Raw genomic sequence first — 14934 nt, 5'->3', positions numbered from 1 at the left:
CAGGGGCACCGGGAGGTTCACGCGTCGGCGCTCACGCACAGCCCCAGGCGTTCATGCCCTGCATCGCCGCGAGCCGGCGGGCGACGGCGATCTGCGACCTCCTGCTCGCCAGGTCGGCTCGCGGCGCGTGTCTGAGTCCGCCCGCGGCGACCCAGCTGCGCTGCGAGAACTGCAGGCCGCCGTAGTAGCCGTTCCCGGTGTTGGCCCGCCAGTTGCCGCCGGACTCGCAGCGGGCGATGGCGTCCCAGTCGGCCCTCGTGGGGACGCCCGGGGCGGCCCCGGCGGCGGGGGCCATGACGGTCAGGAGGGTGGCGACGGGCAGGCCGAGCCACAGGGCGGGGCGGGCCGACCGGAGCGGTCCGCGCGCATGACAGCGCGTCAGGTGTTTCTGAAGTGAAAACATGACAAGTGACATTAAGCGGGTGAATTCGCCGCCGCCTGTCGTCACGCCCGCGCGCGGCCCCGTGTACGGCCTTCCGGGTGACGGCCCGTCAGCCCACCCCGCCGCCGGCGACCAGCCCTCGCCGCCCGCGGGAGGTCCCCCGAAACGATTCCCGCCGATCGGGGGAGGGTGACGGAAGCTCCCCCCTCGCACCCGTCTACGATGTCCTGGCCCCTGCCCGACCGGCGTGGGAGCGAGTCGGCGCCCGGTGACCCGGTCCGACTCGGTGGACAGGGGTCGACACCGGCGTCGAACCGCCTCGTCGACCGTGCCTGTCCGCCGGCCCAACTGGCCCTGTCGGGGCCGCCGTCTGCCGAAAGTGACGTCCCTACGTGTTCCAGGAAACGCCGATCTTCCATCGTCTCGTCGCCGAGCGGGGCGACATCCCGACCCAGGTGCGGGGTGAGGCCGAGCGGATCCAGCGCGATCTCGCCTCGGTCATCCCGTCCCCGTCCGCCGCCGGCAACCTGCCCGCGCAGCACTTCCTCGCCGTCCGGGGCCGCCCGGAGTGAACCGCTCCCGCCGGCCGCGACACCGGACCGGTTGACAGAACTTGCAGACCTCGTACCCGTACTGAGCAGCCTCTTTGCTTCACGGTTGGACGACGTCTGAAAACACCTTCATCTCTTTGCGCAAGAGGTGAGGAGTCGTGAGGATGGCGCGTCAGGACGCCCCACCGTCCTCCATCCGTCCGTCCTCACCTCTTGGGGAAGAGTCATGCCGCATCTCCTCGCACAGGCCGCGGCCACGGCCGCCGCCGCACTCACCGTCCTGCTGACGGGCCCGGCGGCTTCCCACGCCGCGATCGCCGGCCCGCCCGGGACACCTGCCCCCGACTGCGCGCACCACTACGCCGACCGGCGCTACACCACCGTCGTCAACGACTGCGACACCACCGTGAGCGTGACCGTCGACCACGCCGACGGCCGGTGGGCCCCGTGCCGCACCCTCGCCCCGCGCGACATCGCCACCTTCGCCGGATACGGCTTCGGCGAGAACCGTGTCATCGGTCTCAGCACCTGCCTGCCGGAGACCGCCGTCTGACCGCACCCGCACCCGCATTCGCACCCGCACCCGTGCCGGTCACGGCCCCCGGGCGAGCATCCGCTTCGCCCGGGGGCCGTGACCGGCTTCGGCCGATGCGGGCAGCCGCGGCGGCGCACCCACCGCGAGCGGATGGGCGGCCGAGCGACCGGGCGGACCGGCGGCACCGCCCACGACGGGCGGCTCCCGGTGGACGTTCGACGGCGGCCGGAAGCCGCCGTGTGTGTCTCGCGGGCATCGGGTACTCGGCCCGCGACCTGTTCGACGTTCGCGGAAGGGGCGGCCGTGATGACGGTGCCGGAAGAGAACCGGAAGAGGACCGACACGACCGACGAGGTGACCGGCGGGGGCACCGGCTCCGGAGGTTCCTCCCGTCCGGGCGCGGCGACGGGCCGCACGATGCGCGAGGCGATGGGGGAGACCGGAGTCCGCTCCGAGGACCACCGGGCGGCCGAGGGGTCCAAGGGGTCGTAGCGCCGCGCCCGCCCGGTGCGTCCGGCCGAGGCGCGCGACCCGTTCCGGTTCCGCCCGGAGCCCGCTGCCGTCGGTCACCCGGCTGGTGGACGAGCCGCTGCGGCGGACTCCCGACCGTGCCAGATTGATGCACGGAACCACCTTTTCGTAGGCCTTTGTGTGCCTTTGACGCCGTGGTCCCCGTGGCCGTCGTCACCCGCGAGCAGGGGGCGGCGGTCGTCGTACGCCCTCCGCTGCCGTCGGCAGCCGGACCGCCACGCGGCCCCGGCACACATCCGCGCCACGAGTGAGAAGCGAAGGAAGCGATGAGCGAGAGCAATCCCATCAAGCGGGCGGCGGAGAAGGTCGTCGACACCCTGCGCGCCGACGGAGCGGGACCGGAGGACGGGATCCCCGGGAAGCCGGGCCCCCAGTCCCCTCCGGTCGCCGAGCCGACCCGGCCGACGGACCCCCTGCCGCCCAAGCCCGACCAGAGCGGACCCGACACCGTGTCCCCGACGGGACAGCCCACGGGAGCCGACCAGGCCCGCGTCGCGCAGTCCGGCAGCTACCTGACGAACGCCCAGGGGACCCGCCTCCACGACACCGATCACTCGCTCAAGGCCGGACCCCGCGGCCCCGTACTGCTCCAGGACCACCACCTGCGCGAGAAGGTCATGCACTTCGACCACGAGCGCATCCCGGAGCGGGTGGTGCACGCCCGGGGCGCGGCGGCCCACGGGGTGTTCCAGAGCTACGGCACGGCGGCCGCCGTGACCAAGGCCGCCTTCCTCGCGGAGGACGAGGAGACGCCCGTCTTCGTGCGGTTCTCCACGGTGCTGGGCTCGCGCGGCTCGTCCGACACCGTGCGGGACACCCGCGGTTTCGCGACGAAGTTCTACACCAGCGAGGGCGTCTTCGACCTGGTCGGGAACAACATGCCCGTCTTCTTCATCCAGGACGCCATCAAGTTCCCGGACGTCATCCACGCGGGCAAACCGCACCCGGACCGCGAGATCCCGCAGGCCCAGAGCGCGCACGACACCTTCTGGGACTTCGTCACCCTGCACACCGAGGCCACCCACCACACCCTGTGGAACATGTCCGACCGGGGCATCCCGCGCTCGTACCGCACGATGGAGGGCTTCGGCGTCCACACCTTCCGCCTCGTCGCCGCCGACGGCGGCACGACGCTGGTGAAGTTCCACTGGAAGCCCAAGCTGGGTGTGCACTCCCTGGTCTGGGAGGAGGCGCAGATCATCAACGGCGTCGACCCGGACTTCCACCGCCGGGACCTCGCCGACGCCATCGAGGCGGGCGCGTACCCCCAGTGGGAGCTGGGCATCCAGACCTTCCCGGACACCCCGGACCAGACCTTCGAGGGCATCGACCTGCTGGACCCGACCAACCTCGTCCCCGAGGAACTGGCCCCCGTACGGCCGGTCGGGCTGCTGACCCTCGACCGCAACCCGTCGAACTTCTTCGCCGAGACCGAGCAGGTCGCCTTCCACGTCGGCCACCTCGTGCCGGGCATCGACATCACCGACGACCCGCTGCTGGCCGGGCGCCTGTTCTCCTACCTCGACACCCAGATCACCCGGCTCGGCGGCCCCAACTTCCCCCAGCTGCCCATCAACCGGCCGCACGCGCCGGTCAACGACATGCTGCGCGACGGCATGCACCAGACGGCCGTGCACCGGGGCGTCGCCCCCTACCGGCCCAACTCCCTCGACGGCGGCTGCCCGTTCGCCGCCGGCGCGGACACCGGTGCCTACATCGAGTCGCCGGTGCCGGTGCCCGAGGCCAAAAAGGTGCGTGAGGCACCCGAGTCGTTCGCGGACCACTTCAGCCAGCCGCGCCGGTTCTGGCTGAGCATGAGCCCGGTGGAGCGCGAGCACATCATCGGCGCCTACACCTTCGAACTCTCCAAGTGCTACGAACAGGCCATCAGGGAGCGGGCGTTGCAGGTCCTGGCCAACATCGACCCGGAGCTGTGCGGCGAGGTGGCGACCGGCCTCGGCCTGCCGGCGCCGCAGCCGACCGTGCCGCTCGCGGACGTCGAGCCCAGTCCGGCCCTGTCGCAGGTGGGACGCACCTGGCCCACGGACGGCCGGATCATCGGCATCGTCGCGGGCCCGGACGGCGACCTCGACGGGGTGCGCGCCGTACGCGACGCCGTCCTCGAGGGCGGCATGGTCCCCCTGGTGATCGGTCCGGTCGGCGGCACCCTGGGCCCCCTGACCGTGCAGCGCACCTACGCGACCGCGCGGTCCGTCGAGTTCGACGCCCTGCTGCTGGCGGGGACCCCCGCCGTGGGCGGCGACGCCTACGGCGCCCGTGACGCCAAGGGGCTCCCCGCCGCCGCGGGCCCGGCACCCGTGGACCCGCGCGTCGGCCTGCTGGTGTCGGAGGCCTTCCGGCACGGCAAGGCCCTCGGTGCCTGGGCGGGCGGCGAGGCCGTCCTCGACGCGTGCGGGGTGCCCGCCGGCGCACCGGGAGTCGTCACCGGCGCCTCCGGCACGGCCGTCCTGGAGCGGCTCACCCGCCTCCTGGGCGAGCACCGCGCGTGGGACAGGTTCGCCGCGGCCTGACCTGCCGAACCGCGTTCCGACCGGCCGGCCGTTCGGCCTGACCGGCTGACCGGCTGACCGGCTGACCGGCTGACCGGCTGACCGGCTGACCGGCCGACCGGCCGGCCCACGGCGGTCCGTCCACCCGCCCGGCCGTCGGCCGCACGCTCCCGCGGTGTGCGGCCGACGGCTTCCCGTTCTCCCGTCAGGGGCGGCCCGTGCAGACCTTCCTCCCCCACGCCGACTTCACCGCGTCCGCCGCCGTCCTCGACCCGCGCCGGCTGGGAAAGCAGCGCGTCGAGACCCTCCAGGTGCTGCGCGGTCTGACCGTCCCCGGCTACGGCTGGCGGCACCATCCGGCGGTCCGCATGTGGACAGGCTACGAGGAGGCGCTGGTCCGTTACGGCCTGGAGATCTGCGGGACGTGGACCGCGGCCGGGCGCGCCGACACCTGCGCCGTCTCCCTGATGACCGGCTTCACCGGCAGCCGCGGCGAAACCGGCGTCCGCGGCCAACGGGAGCTGGCCGACGCCGGCGAACTGCCGCCGTGGCTGGGCGGCCCGGAGTTCCACCGCAGCCACCGGTCCGCGCTCGTGCGCAAGGCCCCGGACTTCTACGGCCCTCTCTTCCCGGACGTGCCCGACGACCTGCCCTACGTGTGGCCCGCCTCGGACCGGATGCCCTGAGGCCGCGCCCGACGTGTCGCCGGGCGCGGCCTCAGGGCATCGGTCGCACGGCGGACGTGCCCGACGCGGTACGTCAGTTGTTCACGTCCCGGTCGAAGTCCTCGGCGCACTGCCGGCGTTCGGCCTGCGTGTCGGCGTGCTCGACACAGTCGGAGTAGTTCTTGAACTCGTCCGAGTCGAGCAGCGACACGCCCGCGGCGAGGATGACCGACGAACCGATCAGGCCGAGGGCTCCCGTCACCGCCCCGGCGATGGCCATGACGCCGTTGGTGGCGACGCCACGCCTCGCGCGGCGGTGTCCCAGGACGCCGAAGACCACGGCGAGCAGCCCGAGGACGATGCCGCCGAAGACGGTCCAGAAGAGCACGACGGCCAGGATGCCCAGCACGAGCGCCGCGATCCCGAATCCGTTGCGGTGCCCGGGCGTCGTGCCGTACGCGGGTTGGGGCTGTCCGTACGGGCCGTGGGCCGAGGTCATGGTGGTGACTCCCTCCGGTACGTGGATCATGGGTAGGCGGATCGCGGGTGCGGTGCCGGCGGCCTCCGTGACGTCGCGGGCCGCGGTGCAGCTCGGTTGCCCCCTGCGTCCCGGCCCATGCCCGCGGTCGGCGCGCCACCCCGCGACGGCCGAACCCGCGGGACGGTCACCGCCCTTGGGCCTGATCGGCGCCCGGCCGGGTAGGCGGACGAGGACAGCGACCGATCCGACCCGAGGAGGACGACGATGGCCACCGTCATCCAGCGCATCAAGGAGTTCAGCCGGAGCCCCCAGGGCCGCCGCACCATGGAGCAGGTGCGCCGCACGGCGTCCGATCCGCGCCGGCGGGCCCAGGCGCGCCGGCTGCTGGACCGGCTGCGCACCCGGCGGTAGCCGGCCGGGCGGGCCGGTGACCGACTGTTCTAAAGTGACTGCCGTCAGTCAGTTCCGGATGACCTGGGACGGAGAGGTAGTCGCCCATCATGCCGACCGAAACGTTTGAGTTCCGCGTAGAGGCCCGTCAGCTCCTGCAGCTGATGATCCACTCGATCTACTCGAACAAGGATGTCTTCCTGCGTGAACTCGTCTCCAACGCCTCGGACGCGTTGGACAAGCTGCGCCTGGCGGCGCTGCGCGACGACACGCTGGACGCCGACGTGTCCGACCTGCACATCGACCTCGAGGCCGACGGCGAGGCCCGCACCCTGACCGTGCGGGACAACGGCATCGGCATGTCGTACGACGAGGTGGCGGAGCTGATCGGCACCATCGCCAACTCCGGCACGGCCAAGTTCCTCGAACAGCTGCGGCAGGCCGACGACGAGGCCGGCGCCGAGAACCTCATCGGGCAGTTCGGCGTCGGCTTCTACTCCAGCTTCATGGTGGCCGACGAGGTCACCCTGGTGACCCGGCGGGCCGGCGAGGCGCGGGGCACGCGCTGGTCGTCGCGCGGCGAGGGCACCTACACGCTGGAGACCGTCGACGGGGCGCCGCAGGGCACCACGATCACCCTCCACCTCAAGCCGGCCGACCCGGAGAACCAGCTCCACGACTACACCTCGCCGTGGAAGCTCCGGGAGATCGTCAAGCGGTACTCGGACTTCATCACCTGGCCGATCCGGATGGCCCCGCGGGCCCCGGCCGGCGACGGCGAGAAGAGCGACGGTGCCGCGCGCGAACCCGAGACGCTGAACTCGATGAAGGCGCTCTGGGCGCGGTCGCGCGACGAGGTCGAGGACGCGGAGTACCACGAGCTCTACAAGCACATCAGCCACGACTGGAACGACCCCCTGGAGACCATCCGGCTCCAGGCGGAAGGCACCTTCGAGTACCAGGCGCTGCTGTTCATCCCCTCGCACGCCCCGCACGACCTGTTCACCCAGGGCCACAAGCGCGGCGTCCAGCTCTACGTCAAGCGCGTCTTCATCATGGACGACTGCGAGGCCCTCCTCCCGCCGTACCTGCGGTTCGTGAAGGGCGTCGTCGACGCCCAGGACCTCTCGCTCAACGTGTCCCGCGAGATCCTCCAGCAGGACCGCCACATCCAGCTGATGCACCGGCGGCTGGCGAAGAAGGTCCTGTCCTGCGTGAAGGACATGGCGAACACCGCCCCCGACCGGTACGCCACGTTCTGGCGGGAGTTCGGACCCGTCCTGAAGGAGGGGCTGGTGACCGACGCGGACAACCGTGACGCCCTCCTCGCCGTCTCGTCGTTCGCCACCACGCACGACGCCTCCGATCCGACGACGCTCAAGCAGTACGTGGAGCGGATGAAGGACGGGCAGGACGCCGTCTACTACATGACCGGCGACTCCCGCGACGCCATCGAGAACTCGCCCCACATGGAGGCCTTCCGGGACCGCGGCATCGAGGTGCTGCTGCTGACCGACCCGGTCGACGAGGTGTGGACCGACGCGGTCGCCGAGTTCGACGGCAAGCCGCTGCGGTCCGTGGCCAAGGGCGACTTCACCCTCGACGGCGACGGCGACGGCGACGAGGACAAGCCCGCGGAGAGCCGGGAGAAGCAGAACGAGGAGTACGCCGACCTGCTCACCTGGATGAAGGAGCAGCTCGGGGAGGACATCAAGGAGGTCCGGCTGTCCTCCCGGCTCACGGTCTCCCCGGCCTGCCTGGTCTCCGACACCGACGACCTGACCCCGGCGCTGGAGAACCTCTACCGCGCGATGGGCCAGGACGTCCCCCACGCCCGGCGCATCCTCGAACTCAACCCCGAGCACACGCTCGTGAAGGGCCTCAACCGGGCCCTGCGCGACCGGGCGGACCGGGCCGGGCTCGCCGAGGACGCGCAACTCCTCCACGGCCTCGCGGTACTCGCGGAGGGCGGCCGGCCGAAGGAGCCCGCCCGCTTCACGCAACTCCTCGCGGAACGCCTGGAACGCGCCCTGTAGCAGCCGGACTTGGGAAGGGGGCGGCGCCACGCCGGAGGCGTCGCCCCCGACGAATTGTCAGCGGTATGTTGAAGAATGCGCGAAAGCGAGATCAACTCCGGGCAAGACGGGGTAGGCGGTCTCGAGTCCCTGTCCTGAAAGAGGTCCCGCTGATGCCGCTCACCGCGATCCGGCCGCAGTCCGCCGACACGCCTCGCACCCCGGCCACGGCCGACATCCTGCGCATCGTCTCGGACGCCCGCACCCCGGTCTTCGTCACCGTGCACGCCAACGGCCGCCGCAGGTACAGCTATTGGCGCCCGCTGGACTCCACCACCGGCAGAGGCGGCTGCTACGTCGCCCTCCCCACCGCCGAGTGCGACGAACTGCAGGCCGCCGGCCGCATCACCCTCGGCGACCCCCTCACCGACCCCACGAAGACCACCTACCGGGTCCGGCCGCTGCGCACCGCCCAGACCCCCGCCCGCATACCCCCGGCCCCCCGCCGCCCGTATGCGGCCCCGGTCCCCGCTCCGGCCCGGACCCGGGACCGGGGCCGCATACGGGCGGCGTGAGCCGGTACGCGCGGTACCGCCCCGTCAGACCGGCGGCGCGACCACCGCACGCCGGGCCGGCGTCATCGCCCAGCGGATCGCCGCCGTCATCGCGGCGCCCAGCGGCCGTACGCACAGGCTGTCGACCACGGCGAACCGGGGGAGGCGCAGCTCGGCGGCGGCCCAGTCGGGCAGCAGCGACACGGCGTTGGCGGCCAGCACGCCGTAGGGCAGGCGGGCGACGAGGGGAACCGGCGGGTTCAGCAGGAGGAAGCGGGCGGTGTCCCGGGCCTCGGGAGTGGCGCGCAGTTCCGGGCGGTACGCCGACAGCCGCGCCGCGAGCGACGCCCTGCTGCGCGGCGGATCGGGGATGCCGAGGGCGACGGCGATCCGTGCCGTGTCCTCGACGTACCCGTCGCACTCCTCGTCCGACAGGGGGGACAGGCCGTAGCGCTGGTGCGCGCGGAGGAAGCTGTCGACCTCGGCGACGTGCACCCAGGCCAGCAGGTGCGGGTCCGAGGCGCGGTACGGCTCCCCGCTCGCGGTGACCCCGCGGACGCGTTCGTGGACGGCGCGGATCTGGGCGCAGGCCTGCTGGGCGTGCTCGGCGGTGCCGTACGTCGTCGTGGCGAGGAAGGTGCTGGTGCGCTGGAGCCGGCCCCACGGGTCGCCCCGGAAACCCGAGTGCGCGGCCACGGCGGCCATGGCGAGCGGATGCAGCGACTGGAGCAGCAGGGCGGACAGCCCGCCGACGAACATCGAGGCGTCGCCGTGCACCTGGCGGACGGGACGCTCCGGTCCGAACCAGCGCGGGCCCGGCGTGCCGTGGATGCGGGCGCGGTTGCGCACCCCGTCGGGCCCGGCGACGCGCGCGAAGAGACCCTGCCCCAGCCGCTCGCGCGGACTCGGGCCACCCGTTTTGATCGTCCTCATGGCTGCCGTGGCCTCCTCTCGGCCCACCGGGAAGAGCGGGCCCGTGGCGTCCGTTCCTTTGTACCCTCACCGGGGCGGGCGAGGCGACGCGTCGGCGGCGGCAGGGGTGGCGGCCGGCGATCAGGAGCAGGCTCTCAGGAGCAGTCGTACACGAACCGGACCTCGGCAGACCGCCGCTCGGGCGACAGCACCCGCAGCTCCGCCACCGCCTCGTGCCGGCCGGGCCCCCGGAAGGTCCACAGCAACTGGAGCCGCACCCGCCGCTGTCCCCGCGCCACCGCGGCGTGCCCCACGGCGGAGGAGGTCCCGTCGCTGCGCACCCACCGGTAGGAGAGCGTGCCCGGCCTGCCGTCGGTGCGGACGACCCCGACCACGGCGGCGGTCGTGTCACAGCCCTGGAGCTTCCGCGCGACCGCCACCGACACCTCGCGCACGCCCACCGTGGACGTCGTGTGCTCACGCCAGAACAGGAACAGGACGGCGGCGACCAGCACCAGCGCGGGCAGTGCGTGGCGCCGCAGCCGACGGCGCGGCGGCGGGGGAGGCACGGGTGTGGGCGGTGTCGGACGCGGGTGCCGGGTCGGGGCCGCCGTCACACCGGGACCGAAGCGCAGGACGGTCCCGTCGTCGGGAACGGCCACCGTGCCGGCCACGAGGGGCGGGGCGGGTTCCGGTGCGGAACCGGTTCCGGGGTCGGATTCGGGTTCGGGGAGCTGGACCCAGTGGCTGGCCAGCACGGTCGCGCTGTAGTCGTCGTCCCCGGTCCCGGGGGTCGCCGGGGGGAGGGAACCGGGTGCGGGCGTCGCGCCGTCGGGGGTGGTCATCGGAGTTCACACTGCCTGGTCAGGAGCTGCTGGGAGGCGCTGCCGCCGGCGGCGGCGGGGCCGGTGCCGACCTGGACCGTCCAGTAGCAGCCGGCGCCCTGGAAGGCGTGGTCGACGGTGAGGGAGTACTGCGTGGCACCACTGCGCTGCTGCGTCGTCGGCGTCCCGTCGCCGGTCCCCGGCCGGCCGCTGACGTTCCCGGTGGACCAGCCGACGGTGACGGAGAACGGGCCGGTGCCGTCCGTCGTGACGGTGACCGTCGCCGTGGCCGTGCCGGGCCCGGTCTGCCGGAAGCCGGTCACCGTGACGTCCTCGACCGCGGGCGGGCCCGGGGGAGCGGAGGTGCCGGCCGTCACACCGGGGGAGACCGAGGCCGGGGGCTCCGCGGTGGTCGGCCCCGCGCTCGGGGTGGCCTGCGACGCGGAGGGCGGGGGAACCGGGGACACGGACGGGGGAGCCGGGCTGCCGGACGAGGCGGTGGCGGACGGCGCGTCCGAGGGCGTCGCCGTCGGCGTCGGCGACGCGGCGCTCGGCGGGACCGTGCCCGTGGGTGCGGCGGGCCCGGCACTCGTGGTGGCCAGGGCCTGCGCGGCCTGGCGGGAGTCGGCGACGGTGTCCGCGCCGACGCCGCGCGCCGCCAGGATCGCCACGAGCACGACGGCCACGGACACCGCGAGCCCCGGCCAGGTGGGCCGCCACGGGCGCAGCCGGCTGCCCGCGCCCCGGCCGAACACCGTACGGGCCGTGTCGGTGGCGGCCGTCGGCATCTCCTGGCCGGTCGGACGGGGGAACAGGAACAGCGCGACCAGAGCGGCCAGCCGGCCCCGTCCCCGCTCCTCCCAGTCGCTCCCGTACGCCGCCGCGGCGGCCCCTTCCAGCTCCGTGACGAACGCCGCCGCGTCCGGGGGCCGCTGCTCCGGCGACTTGGCCAGACCCCGTCCGACCAGCGACCGCACCGCCTCGGGCACCTCCGCGACCGGGATCGCGCCCTCGACGTGCTGCAGCGCCAGTTCGGCCAGGTTGTCGCCCGTGTAGGGCCGGTGCCCGGTGAGGCACTCGAAGAAGGTGGCCGTGGCGGCGTACACGTCACCGGCGGGCGAGGCCGGGGCGCCGGTCCACTGCTCCGGGGCCATGTAGGCGGGCGTCCCCGCGGCACCGGCCCGCACACCGGCGTCCACGGCGATGCCGAAGTCGACCAGCTTGGACACGCCCTCGGGCGAGACCAGGACGTTCTCCGGTTTGTAGTCCCGGTGGACCACGCCGACCCGGTGCGCGTCGGCGAGACCGAGCAGCGAGCCCTTGAGGACGACCAGCGCGGCCTCGGGCGACAGCGGGCCCTGCCGGGCCAGCGCGGTCCGCAGGGAGACACCGTCCACCAGTTCCATCACGATGGCGGCGCCGTTCGTGGCCTCGACGTACTCGTAGAGACCGGCCACGTGCGGGCTGCTCAGCCCGGCGAGCAGCTGCGCCTCCGCGCGGAACCCGTGCACGAAGCCCGGCCGCCTCCGCAGCGACTCGCTGAGGTACTTCACCGCGACCGGCACACCCGTCGGCTCGTGGACGGCCAGCACCACCCGCCCGCTCGCCCCGGACCCGAGTTCGAGCGACTCGGAGTACCCCGGTACAGCCCATGTGTTCATCGCCGTCCCCCAGCCCGCACCACGCCCGTGTCACCGCGCCCCGGCACATCGGGCCACGCGGACGAAGACACGTTTTCGGCCAGAGCGGTTGCAGTCGGGCCGCGGACGTCACGCCGGGCCGCGGACGTCAGGCCGCGGCGGCCGGCCTGCCGGAAGTCACGCATCAGGGCGGGCGGGGTCGGTCCGGAGCCGGCCGGCCCTCGTCGACCGGCGTCGGCAGCGCCGCGGCCGTCACCGGTTCGGTGATCGAGGCGAGCCGGAACAGGCGTCCTGCCGCATCAGGGAGCCGCCGCCGAACCCGAACGTCCCGGCGGCCACCGTCCCGGTCCGCCCGCCCCGGGCCACGAGGGCGACCGCCCCGGGGACCGTACCGTCGTCGACGTACCGCCGCAGGAGCCCGTACGGCCCGCTCACGGTGTTCCGCCTTCCCCCCCGCCGGCCCGCCGGTGCGCGGGACGGCCGTGCACAGAGGAGGCCGGGCCGCCCGCCGGAACTCGCCGGTCCCCGCCGGAACGCACGGCGGGGACCGGTCGGGCGTACGCCGGTGGTGCGCCGCGCCGTGCCGCCCCGGGGTCAGCGGTGCCGGAGGGCGGCCGGCCGGCGCCGGTCCGCTCCGGCGTCCCCCTCCTGACGGGGTCCCGCGCGGCGCGCGGCGGCGAGCCCGCCGGCGGCGAGGAGGGCGCCCAGGGCGGTGAGGACCGTGCCCCGCCAGCCGACCGCGTCGAGGAGGGGACCGGTGACGGCCGCGCCCAGCGCGCCGACGGCGAAGTAGAGCACGAGGTAGACGCCGGTGAGACTGCCGGCGCGGTGGGGGTCGACGGCGACGACGACGCTCTGGTTGGCGGCCTGCGCGGCGAAACAGCCCGCGTCGAACAGGGCCAGCCCCACCACGGTCGCCGCCGGGTGCGGGAAACCGGCGGCCAGGACCGCCGTGCCGAGCGCGGCGACCGTCACGGCCCCGACGGTGACCCGGCCCGGCGTGTACCGGTCGACCAGGCGGCCGGTGAACGGCAGTGCCACGAACCCGAGGAGTCCGGCCAGGCTGTACAGGCCGATGGCGGTGGCGTCGAGCGAGTGGGGCGGACGCGCCAGCGTCAGGGAGAGGGCCACCCAGACGACGTTGAAGGCGAAGTACCACAGGCCGCCCAGGGCCACGGCGCGGCGCAGCGGGCGGTGCCGGAGCAGCAGGGGTGCCATGGCCGCGAGCGCCGCGGGATACCCCTCCTCGGGGCGGGGGCGTTCGCGGGGCAGGAGCCGCGAGGTGGTGAGCGCGGCGAGGAGGGCGAGGCCGGCGAAGACGAGCAGCATGCGGCGCCAGCCGAGCAGGTCGGCCAGGCTTCCGCCGGCCCAGCGGCTCAGCAGGATGCCGGCGGACAGGCCGGTGGCGACCGTGGCCATGGCCCTGCCGCGGCGGCCGGGCGCGGCGTACCGGCCCGCGATGGCACCGGCCTGCGCCGCGACCCCGGCCATCGCGCCGATGAGCAGACAGGCGGTCAGCAGGACCGGCGCGTTCGGCGCGGCGGCGGCCAGCACGAGCCCCGCGGCCAGAGCGCACAGCTGGACGCCGACCAGCCGGTGCGGGGCGACCCGGTCGGTGAGGGGCAGCAGCAGCGCGAACCCCGTCGTGCAGCCGACGAGGGTGGCCGTCGGGACCAGCCCCGCCGTGGCGGGGGACAGGCCGAGGTCGGCGGCCACGTCGGTGAGGGAGGGCTGGAGGACGTAGTTGTTGGCGATCGCCGTCGCCGCGGTGCCCGCGAGCAGCAGGGTGCCGTACCGGGGGAGGGCCGGGCCGCTCACGGCCGGTCGGCCTGGGCGCGGATGACGACGTACCGGCACTCGGCGTCGCCCTCGTTGGCGAAGGTGCAGGGCGCGGGCTCGCCGAGTTCCACGGTGTCGCCGGGGCCGAGGTCGTGGACGGCGCTCCCCTCGTGGAAGGTCAGCCGTCCGTCCAGCACCCACACCACCTGCCGGGCGAACGCGAAGGACGCCGCCGGGTACGACACCGCCGCCCCGGCGGGCAGCCGGATCTCCGCCGTCTCCGCGGGGAAGCGCGGTCCGGTGATCTGACGGCGCCGGTAACCGGTGTCCGGATCGCGCCACTCGGTCGCGTCGCCGTACCGCCGCACCCCGGCCGTGCCGTCGGCCCCGTGCGCCTCGCCCTCGGCGAGCGCCAGGAGCGAGGAGACGCTGAGCCGGAAGGCGGCGGACAGCTTGCCGAGCACGACGGCCGTGGGGCTGCTCTCGCCCCGTTCGATCCGGTGGATCATCGCGCGGGAGACCCCGGAGGCCTCGGCCAGCTCGTTGAGGGTCCAGCCGCATCGTTCGCGCTCGGCGCGGACGCGGACGGCGATCCGCTCCACCAGGGGATCTACTATGTTGGACATGGTGACAATATATGAGAAGCGTGAGGTGGTGCGGGTCCGTCCGGCGACCGCGGCCGACGGCGAGGCCATCCGCGTCATCCGCAACCACGCCGTCGCCACCTCGACGGCCCTGTGGACCGACACCCGGCAGTCGCCGGCCGACGCCGCGGTCTGGCTCGCCGTGCACCTCGCGCGAGGCTCGGCGCTCGTCGCGGAGTCCGGCGGCGAGGTCGTCGGGTTCGCGGTCTACGGCCCCTGGCGCGACCTCGACGGCTACCGCCACACCGTGGAGAACTCCGTCTACGTCCGTGAGGACAGCCAGGGTCTGGGTGTCGGCGGCGCGCTGCTGGGCGCCCTCGTCGAGGCGGCGCGCGGGGCCGGGCACCACAGCATGATCGCCGGGATCGAGTCGGGCAACGCCACGTCGGTCCGGCTGCACCGGCGGTTCGGGTTCACGGAGGTGGGCACCGTGCGCGAGGCGGGACTGAAGTTCGGCCGGTGGTTCGACCTCACGCTCATGCGGCTGGCGCTGGAGGACTGATCCCGCGGCGACCGGGACG

General features: G+C 74.1%; 17 protein-coding genes. 9 read left to right on the top strand and 8 right to left on the bottom strand.

The window, feature by feature from the left end:
• Nucleotides 1–31: 31 nt before the first annotated feature.
• A complete protein-coding gene (locus tag ACH4N1_RS22340) occupies nt 32–295 on the bottom strand; it encodes a transglycosylase family protein (protein ID WP_366060637.1) in 264 nt (87 codons plus the stop codon).
• A 479-nt stretch (nt 296–774) separates the two neighbouring features.
• On the opposite strand from ACH4N1_RS22340, the gene ACH4N1_RS22335 reads away from it, so the two are divergent.
• The 5 genes from ACH4N1_RS22335 to ACH4N1_RS22315 all read left to right on the top strand — a co-directional run bounded on the left by ACH4N1_RS22335 (nt 775) and on the right by ACH4N1_RS22315 (nt 5195).
• Nucleotides 775–954, top strand: coding sequence for a hypothetical protein (locus ACH4N1_RS22335; protein ID WP_363089620.1), 180 nt, complete (start codon nt 775–777; stop codon nt 952–954).
• Nucleotides 955–1159: 205 nt separating this feature from the next.
• Nucleotides 1160–1486, top strand: a complete 327-nt coding sequence (locus tag ACH4N1_RS22330) for an alpha-amylase (protein ID WP_398099417.1) — start codon at nt 1160–1162, stop codon at nt 1484–1486.
• A 288-nt stretch (nt 1487–1774) separates the two neighbouring features.
• A complete protein-coding gene (locus ACH4N1_RS22325) occupies nt 1775–1960 on the top strand; it encodes a hypothetical protein (RefSeq protein WP_398099416.1) in 186 nt (61 codons plus the stop codon).
• Between the two features lie 305 nt (nt 1961–2265).
• Nucleotides 2266–4530 carry a catalase gene (locus ACH4N1_RS22320; protein ID WP_398099415.1) on the top strand — a complete coding sequence of 755 codons (2265 nt, stop codon included), beginning with the start codon at nt 2266–2268 and terminating at the stop codon, nt 4528–4530.
• A gap of 197 nt (nt 4531–4727) precedes the next feature.
• Nucleotides 4728–5195 carry an MSMEG_6728 family protein gene (locus tag ACH4N1_RS22315; RefSeq protein WP_398099413.1) on the top strand — a complete coding sequence of 156 codons (468 nt, stop codon included), beginning with the start codon at nt 4728–4730 and terminating at the stop codon, nt 5193–5195.
• A gap of 73 nt (nt 5196–5268) precedes the next feature.
• Here ACH4N1_RS22315 and ACH4N1_RS22310 read toward each other — a convergent pair whose 3' ends face one another.
• Complete coding sequence (locus ACH4N1_RS22310; protein WP_398099412.1) at nt 5269–5673, bottom strand: DUF4190 domain-containing protein; 405 nt, start codon at nt 5671–5673, stop codon at nt 5269–5271.
• A gap of 246 nt (nt 5674–5919) precedes the next feature.
• Between ACH4N1_RS22310 and ACH4N1_RS22305 the strand changes: the two genes are divergently transcribed.
• From ACH4N1_RS22305 to ACH4N1_RS22295, 3 genes are all read left to right on the top strand, one after another.
• Entirely contained in the window at nt 5920–6066 is a 147-nt protein-coding gene (locus ACH4N1_RS22305; protein ID WP_366060574.1) for a hypothetical protein, read from the top strand.
• 89 nt (nt 6067–6155) lie between these two features.
• Nucleotides 6156–8081, top strand: a complete 1926-nt coding sequence (gene htpG, locus ACH4N1_RS22300) for a molecular chaperone HtpG (protein WP_398099410.1) — start codon at nt 6156–6158, stop codon at nt 8079–8081.
• A gap of 152 nt (nt 8082–8233) precedes the next feature.
• Nucleotides 8234–8635 carry a hypothetical protein gene (locus tag ACH4N1_RS22295; protein ID WP_398099408.1) on the top strand — a complete coding sequence of 134 codons (402 nt, stop codon included), beginning with the start codon at nt 8234–8236 and terminating at the stop codon, nt 8633–8635.
• A gap of 24 nt (nt 8636–8659) precedes the next feature.
• Here ACH4N1_RS22295 and ACH4N1_RS22290 read toward each other — a convergent pair whose 3' ends face one another.
• The 6 genes from ACH4N1_RS22290 to ACH4N1_RS22265 form a co-directional block, all read right to left on the bottom strand.
• On the bottom strand, nt 8660–9547 hold the full coding sequence (locus ACH4N1_RS22290; protein WP_398099406.1) for an oxygenase MpaB family protein: 888 nt from the start codon (nt 9545–9547) through the stop codon (nt 8660–8662).
• A gap of 134 nt (nt 9548–9681) precedes the next feature.
• On the bottom strand, nt 9682–10371 hold the full coding sequence (locus ACH4N1_RS22285) for a hypothetical protein (protein ID WP_398099405.1): 690 nt from the start codon (nt 10369–10371) through the stop codon (nt 9682–9684).
• The gene (locus tag ACH4N1_RS22280) at nt 10368–12011 is read right to left on the bottom strand and encodes a protein kinase (RefSeq protein WP_398099404.1); all 1644 of its coding nucleotides are present in this window, start codon (nt 12009–12011) and stop codon (nt 10368–10370) included. The genes ACH4N1_RS22285 and ACH4N1_RS22280 overlap by 4 nt, the downstream gene beginning before the upstream one ends.
• Before the next feature lie 231 nt (nt 12012–12242).
• The gene (locus ACH4N1_RS22275) at nt 12243–12425 is read right to left on the bottom strand and encodes a hypothetical protein (RefSeq protein ID WP_398099402.1); all 183 of its coding nucleotides are present in this window, start codon (nt 12423–12425) and stop codon (nt 12243–12245) included.
• 159 nt (nt 12426–12584) lie between these two features.
• Nucleotides 12585–13808 (bottom strand): MFS transporter, encoded by a 1224-nt coding sequence (locus ACH4N1_RS22270; RefSeq protein ID WP_398099400.1) that lies wholly within the window; start codon nt 13806–13808, stop codon nt 12585–12587.
• A complete protein-coding gene (locus ACH4N1_RS22265; protein ID WP_398099399.1) occupies nt 13805–14395 on the bottom strand; it encodes a helix-turn-helix domain-containing protein in 591 nt (196 codons plus the stop codon). The genes ACH4N1_RS22270 and ACH4N1_RS22265 overlap by 4 nt, the downstream gene beginning before the upstream one ends.
• On the opposite strand from ACH4N1_RS22265, the gene ACH4N1_RS22260 reads away from it, so the two are divergent.
• Nucleotides 14394–14915 (top strand): GNAT family N-acetyltransferase, encoded by a 522-nt coding sequence (locus ACH4N1_RS22260; protein WP_398099397.1) that lies wholly within the window; start codon nt 14394–14396, stop codon nt 14913–14915. The genes ACH4N1_RS22265 and ACH4N1_RS22260 overlap by 2 nt on opposite strands.
• Nucleotides 14916–14934: the final 19 nt, after the last annotated feature.

Origin of the sequence: Streptomyces sp. NPDC017202, assembly GCF_044331705.1 — a bacterium.
Taxonomy (GTDB): domain Bacteria; phylum Actinomycetota; class Actinomycetes; order Streptomycetales; family Streptomycetaceae; genus Streptomyces.
This window is presented reverse-complemented; position numbering and strand designations above follow the sequence as displayed.

Bases quoted from the DNA above. Each gene is read 5' to 3' on its own strand.
- ACH4N1_RS22295 (WP_398099408.1), top strand. From the start codon at position 8,234: ATGCCGCTCACCGCGATCCGGCCGCAGTCCGCCGACACGCCTCGCACC.
- ACH4N1_RS22290 (WP_398099406.1), bottom strand. From the start codon at position 9,547: ATGAGGACGATCAAAACGGGTGGCCCGAGTCCGCGCGAGCGGCTGGGG.
- ACH4N1_RS22285 (WP_398099405.1), bottom strand. From the start codon at position 10,371: ATGACCACCCCCGACGGCGCGACGCCCGCACCCGGTTCCCTCCCCCCG.
- ACH4N1_RS22265 (WP_398099399.1), bottom strand. From the start codon at position 14,395: ATGTCCAACATAGTAGATCCCCTGGTGGAGCGGATCGCCGTCCGCGTC.
- ACH4N1_RS22305 (WP_366060574.1), top strand. From the start codon at position 5,920: ATGGCCACCGTCATCCAGCGCATCAAGGAGTTCAGCCGGAGCCCCCAG.
- ACH4N1_RS22260 (WP_398099397.1), top strand. From the start codon at position 14,394: ATGGTGACAATATATGAGAAGCGTGAGGTGGTGCGGGTCCGTCCGGCG.
- ACH4N1_RS22330 (WP_398099417.1), top strand. From the start codon at position 1,160: ATGCCGCATCTCCTCGCACAGGCCGCGGCCACGGCCGCCGCCGCACTC.
- ACH4N1_RS22325 (WP_398099416.1), top strand. From the start codon at position 1,775: ATGACGGTGCCGGAAGAGAACCGGAAGAGGACCGACACGACCGACGAG.
- ACH4N1_RS22310 (WP_398099412.1), bottom strand. From the start codon at position 5,673: ATGACCTCGGCCCACGGCCCGTACGGACAGCCCCAACCCGCGTACGGC.
- htpG (WP_398099410.1), top strand. From the start codon at position 6,156: ATGCCGACCGAAACGTTTGAGTTCCGCGTAGAGGCCCGTCAGCTCCTG.
- ACH4N1_RS22340 (WP_366060637.1), bottom strand. From the start codon at position 295: ATGGCCCCCGCCGCCGGGGCCGCCCCGGGCGTCCCCACGAGGGCCGAC.
- ACH4N1_RS22320 (WP_398099415.1), top strand. From the start codon at position 2,266: ATGAGCGAGAGCAATCCCATCAAGCGGGCGGCGGAGAAGGTCGTCGAC.
- ACH4N1_RS22280 (WP_398099404.1), bottom strand. From the start codon at position 12,011: ATGAACACATGGGCTGTACCGGGGTACTCCGAGTCGCTCGAACTCGGG.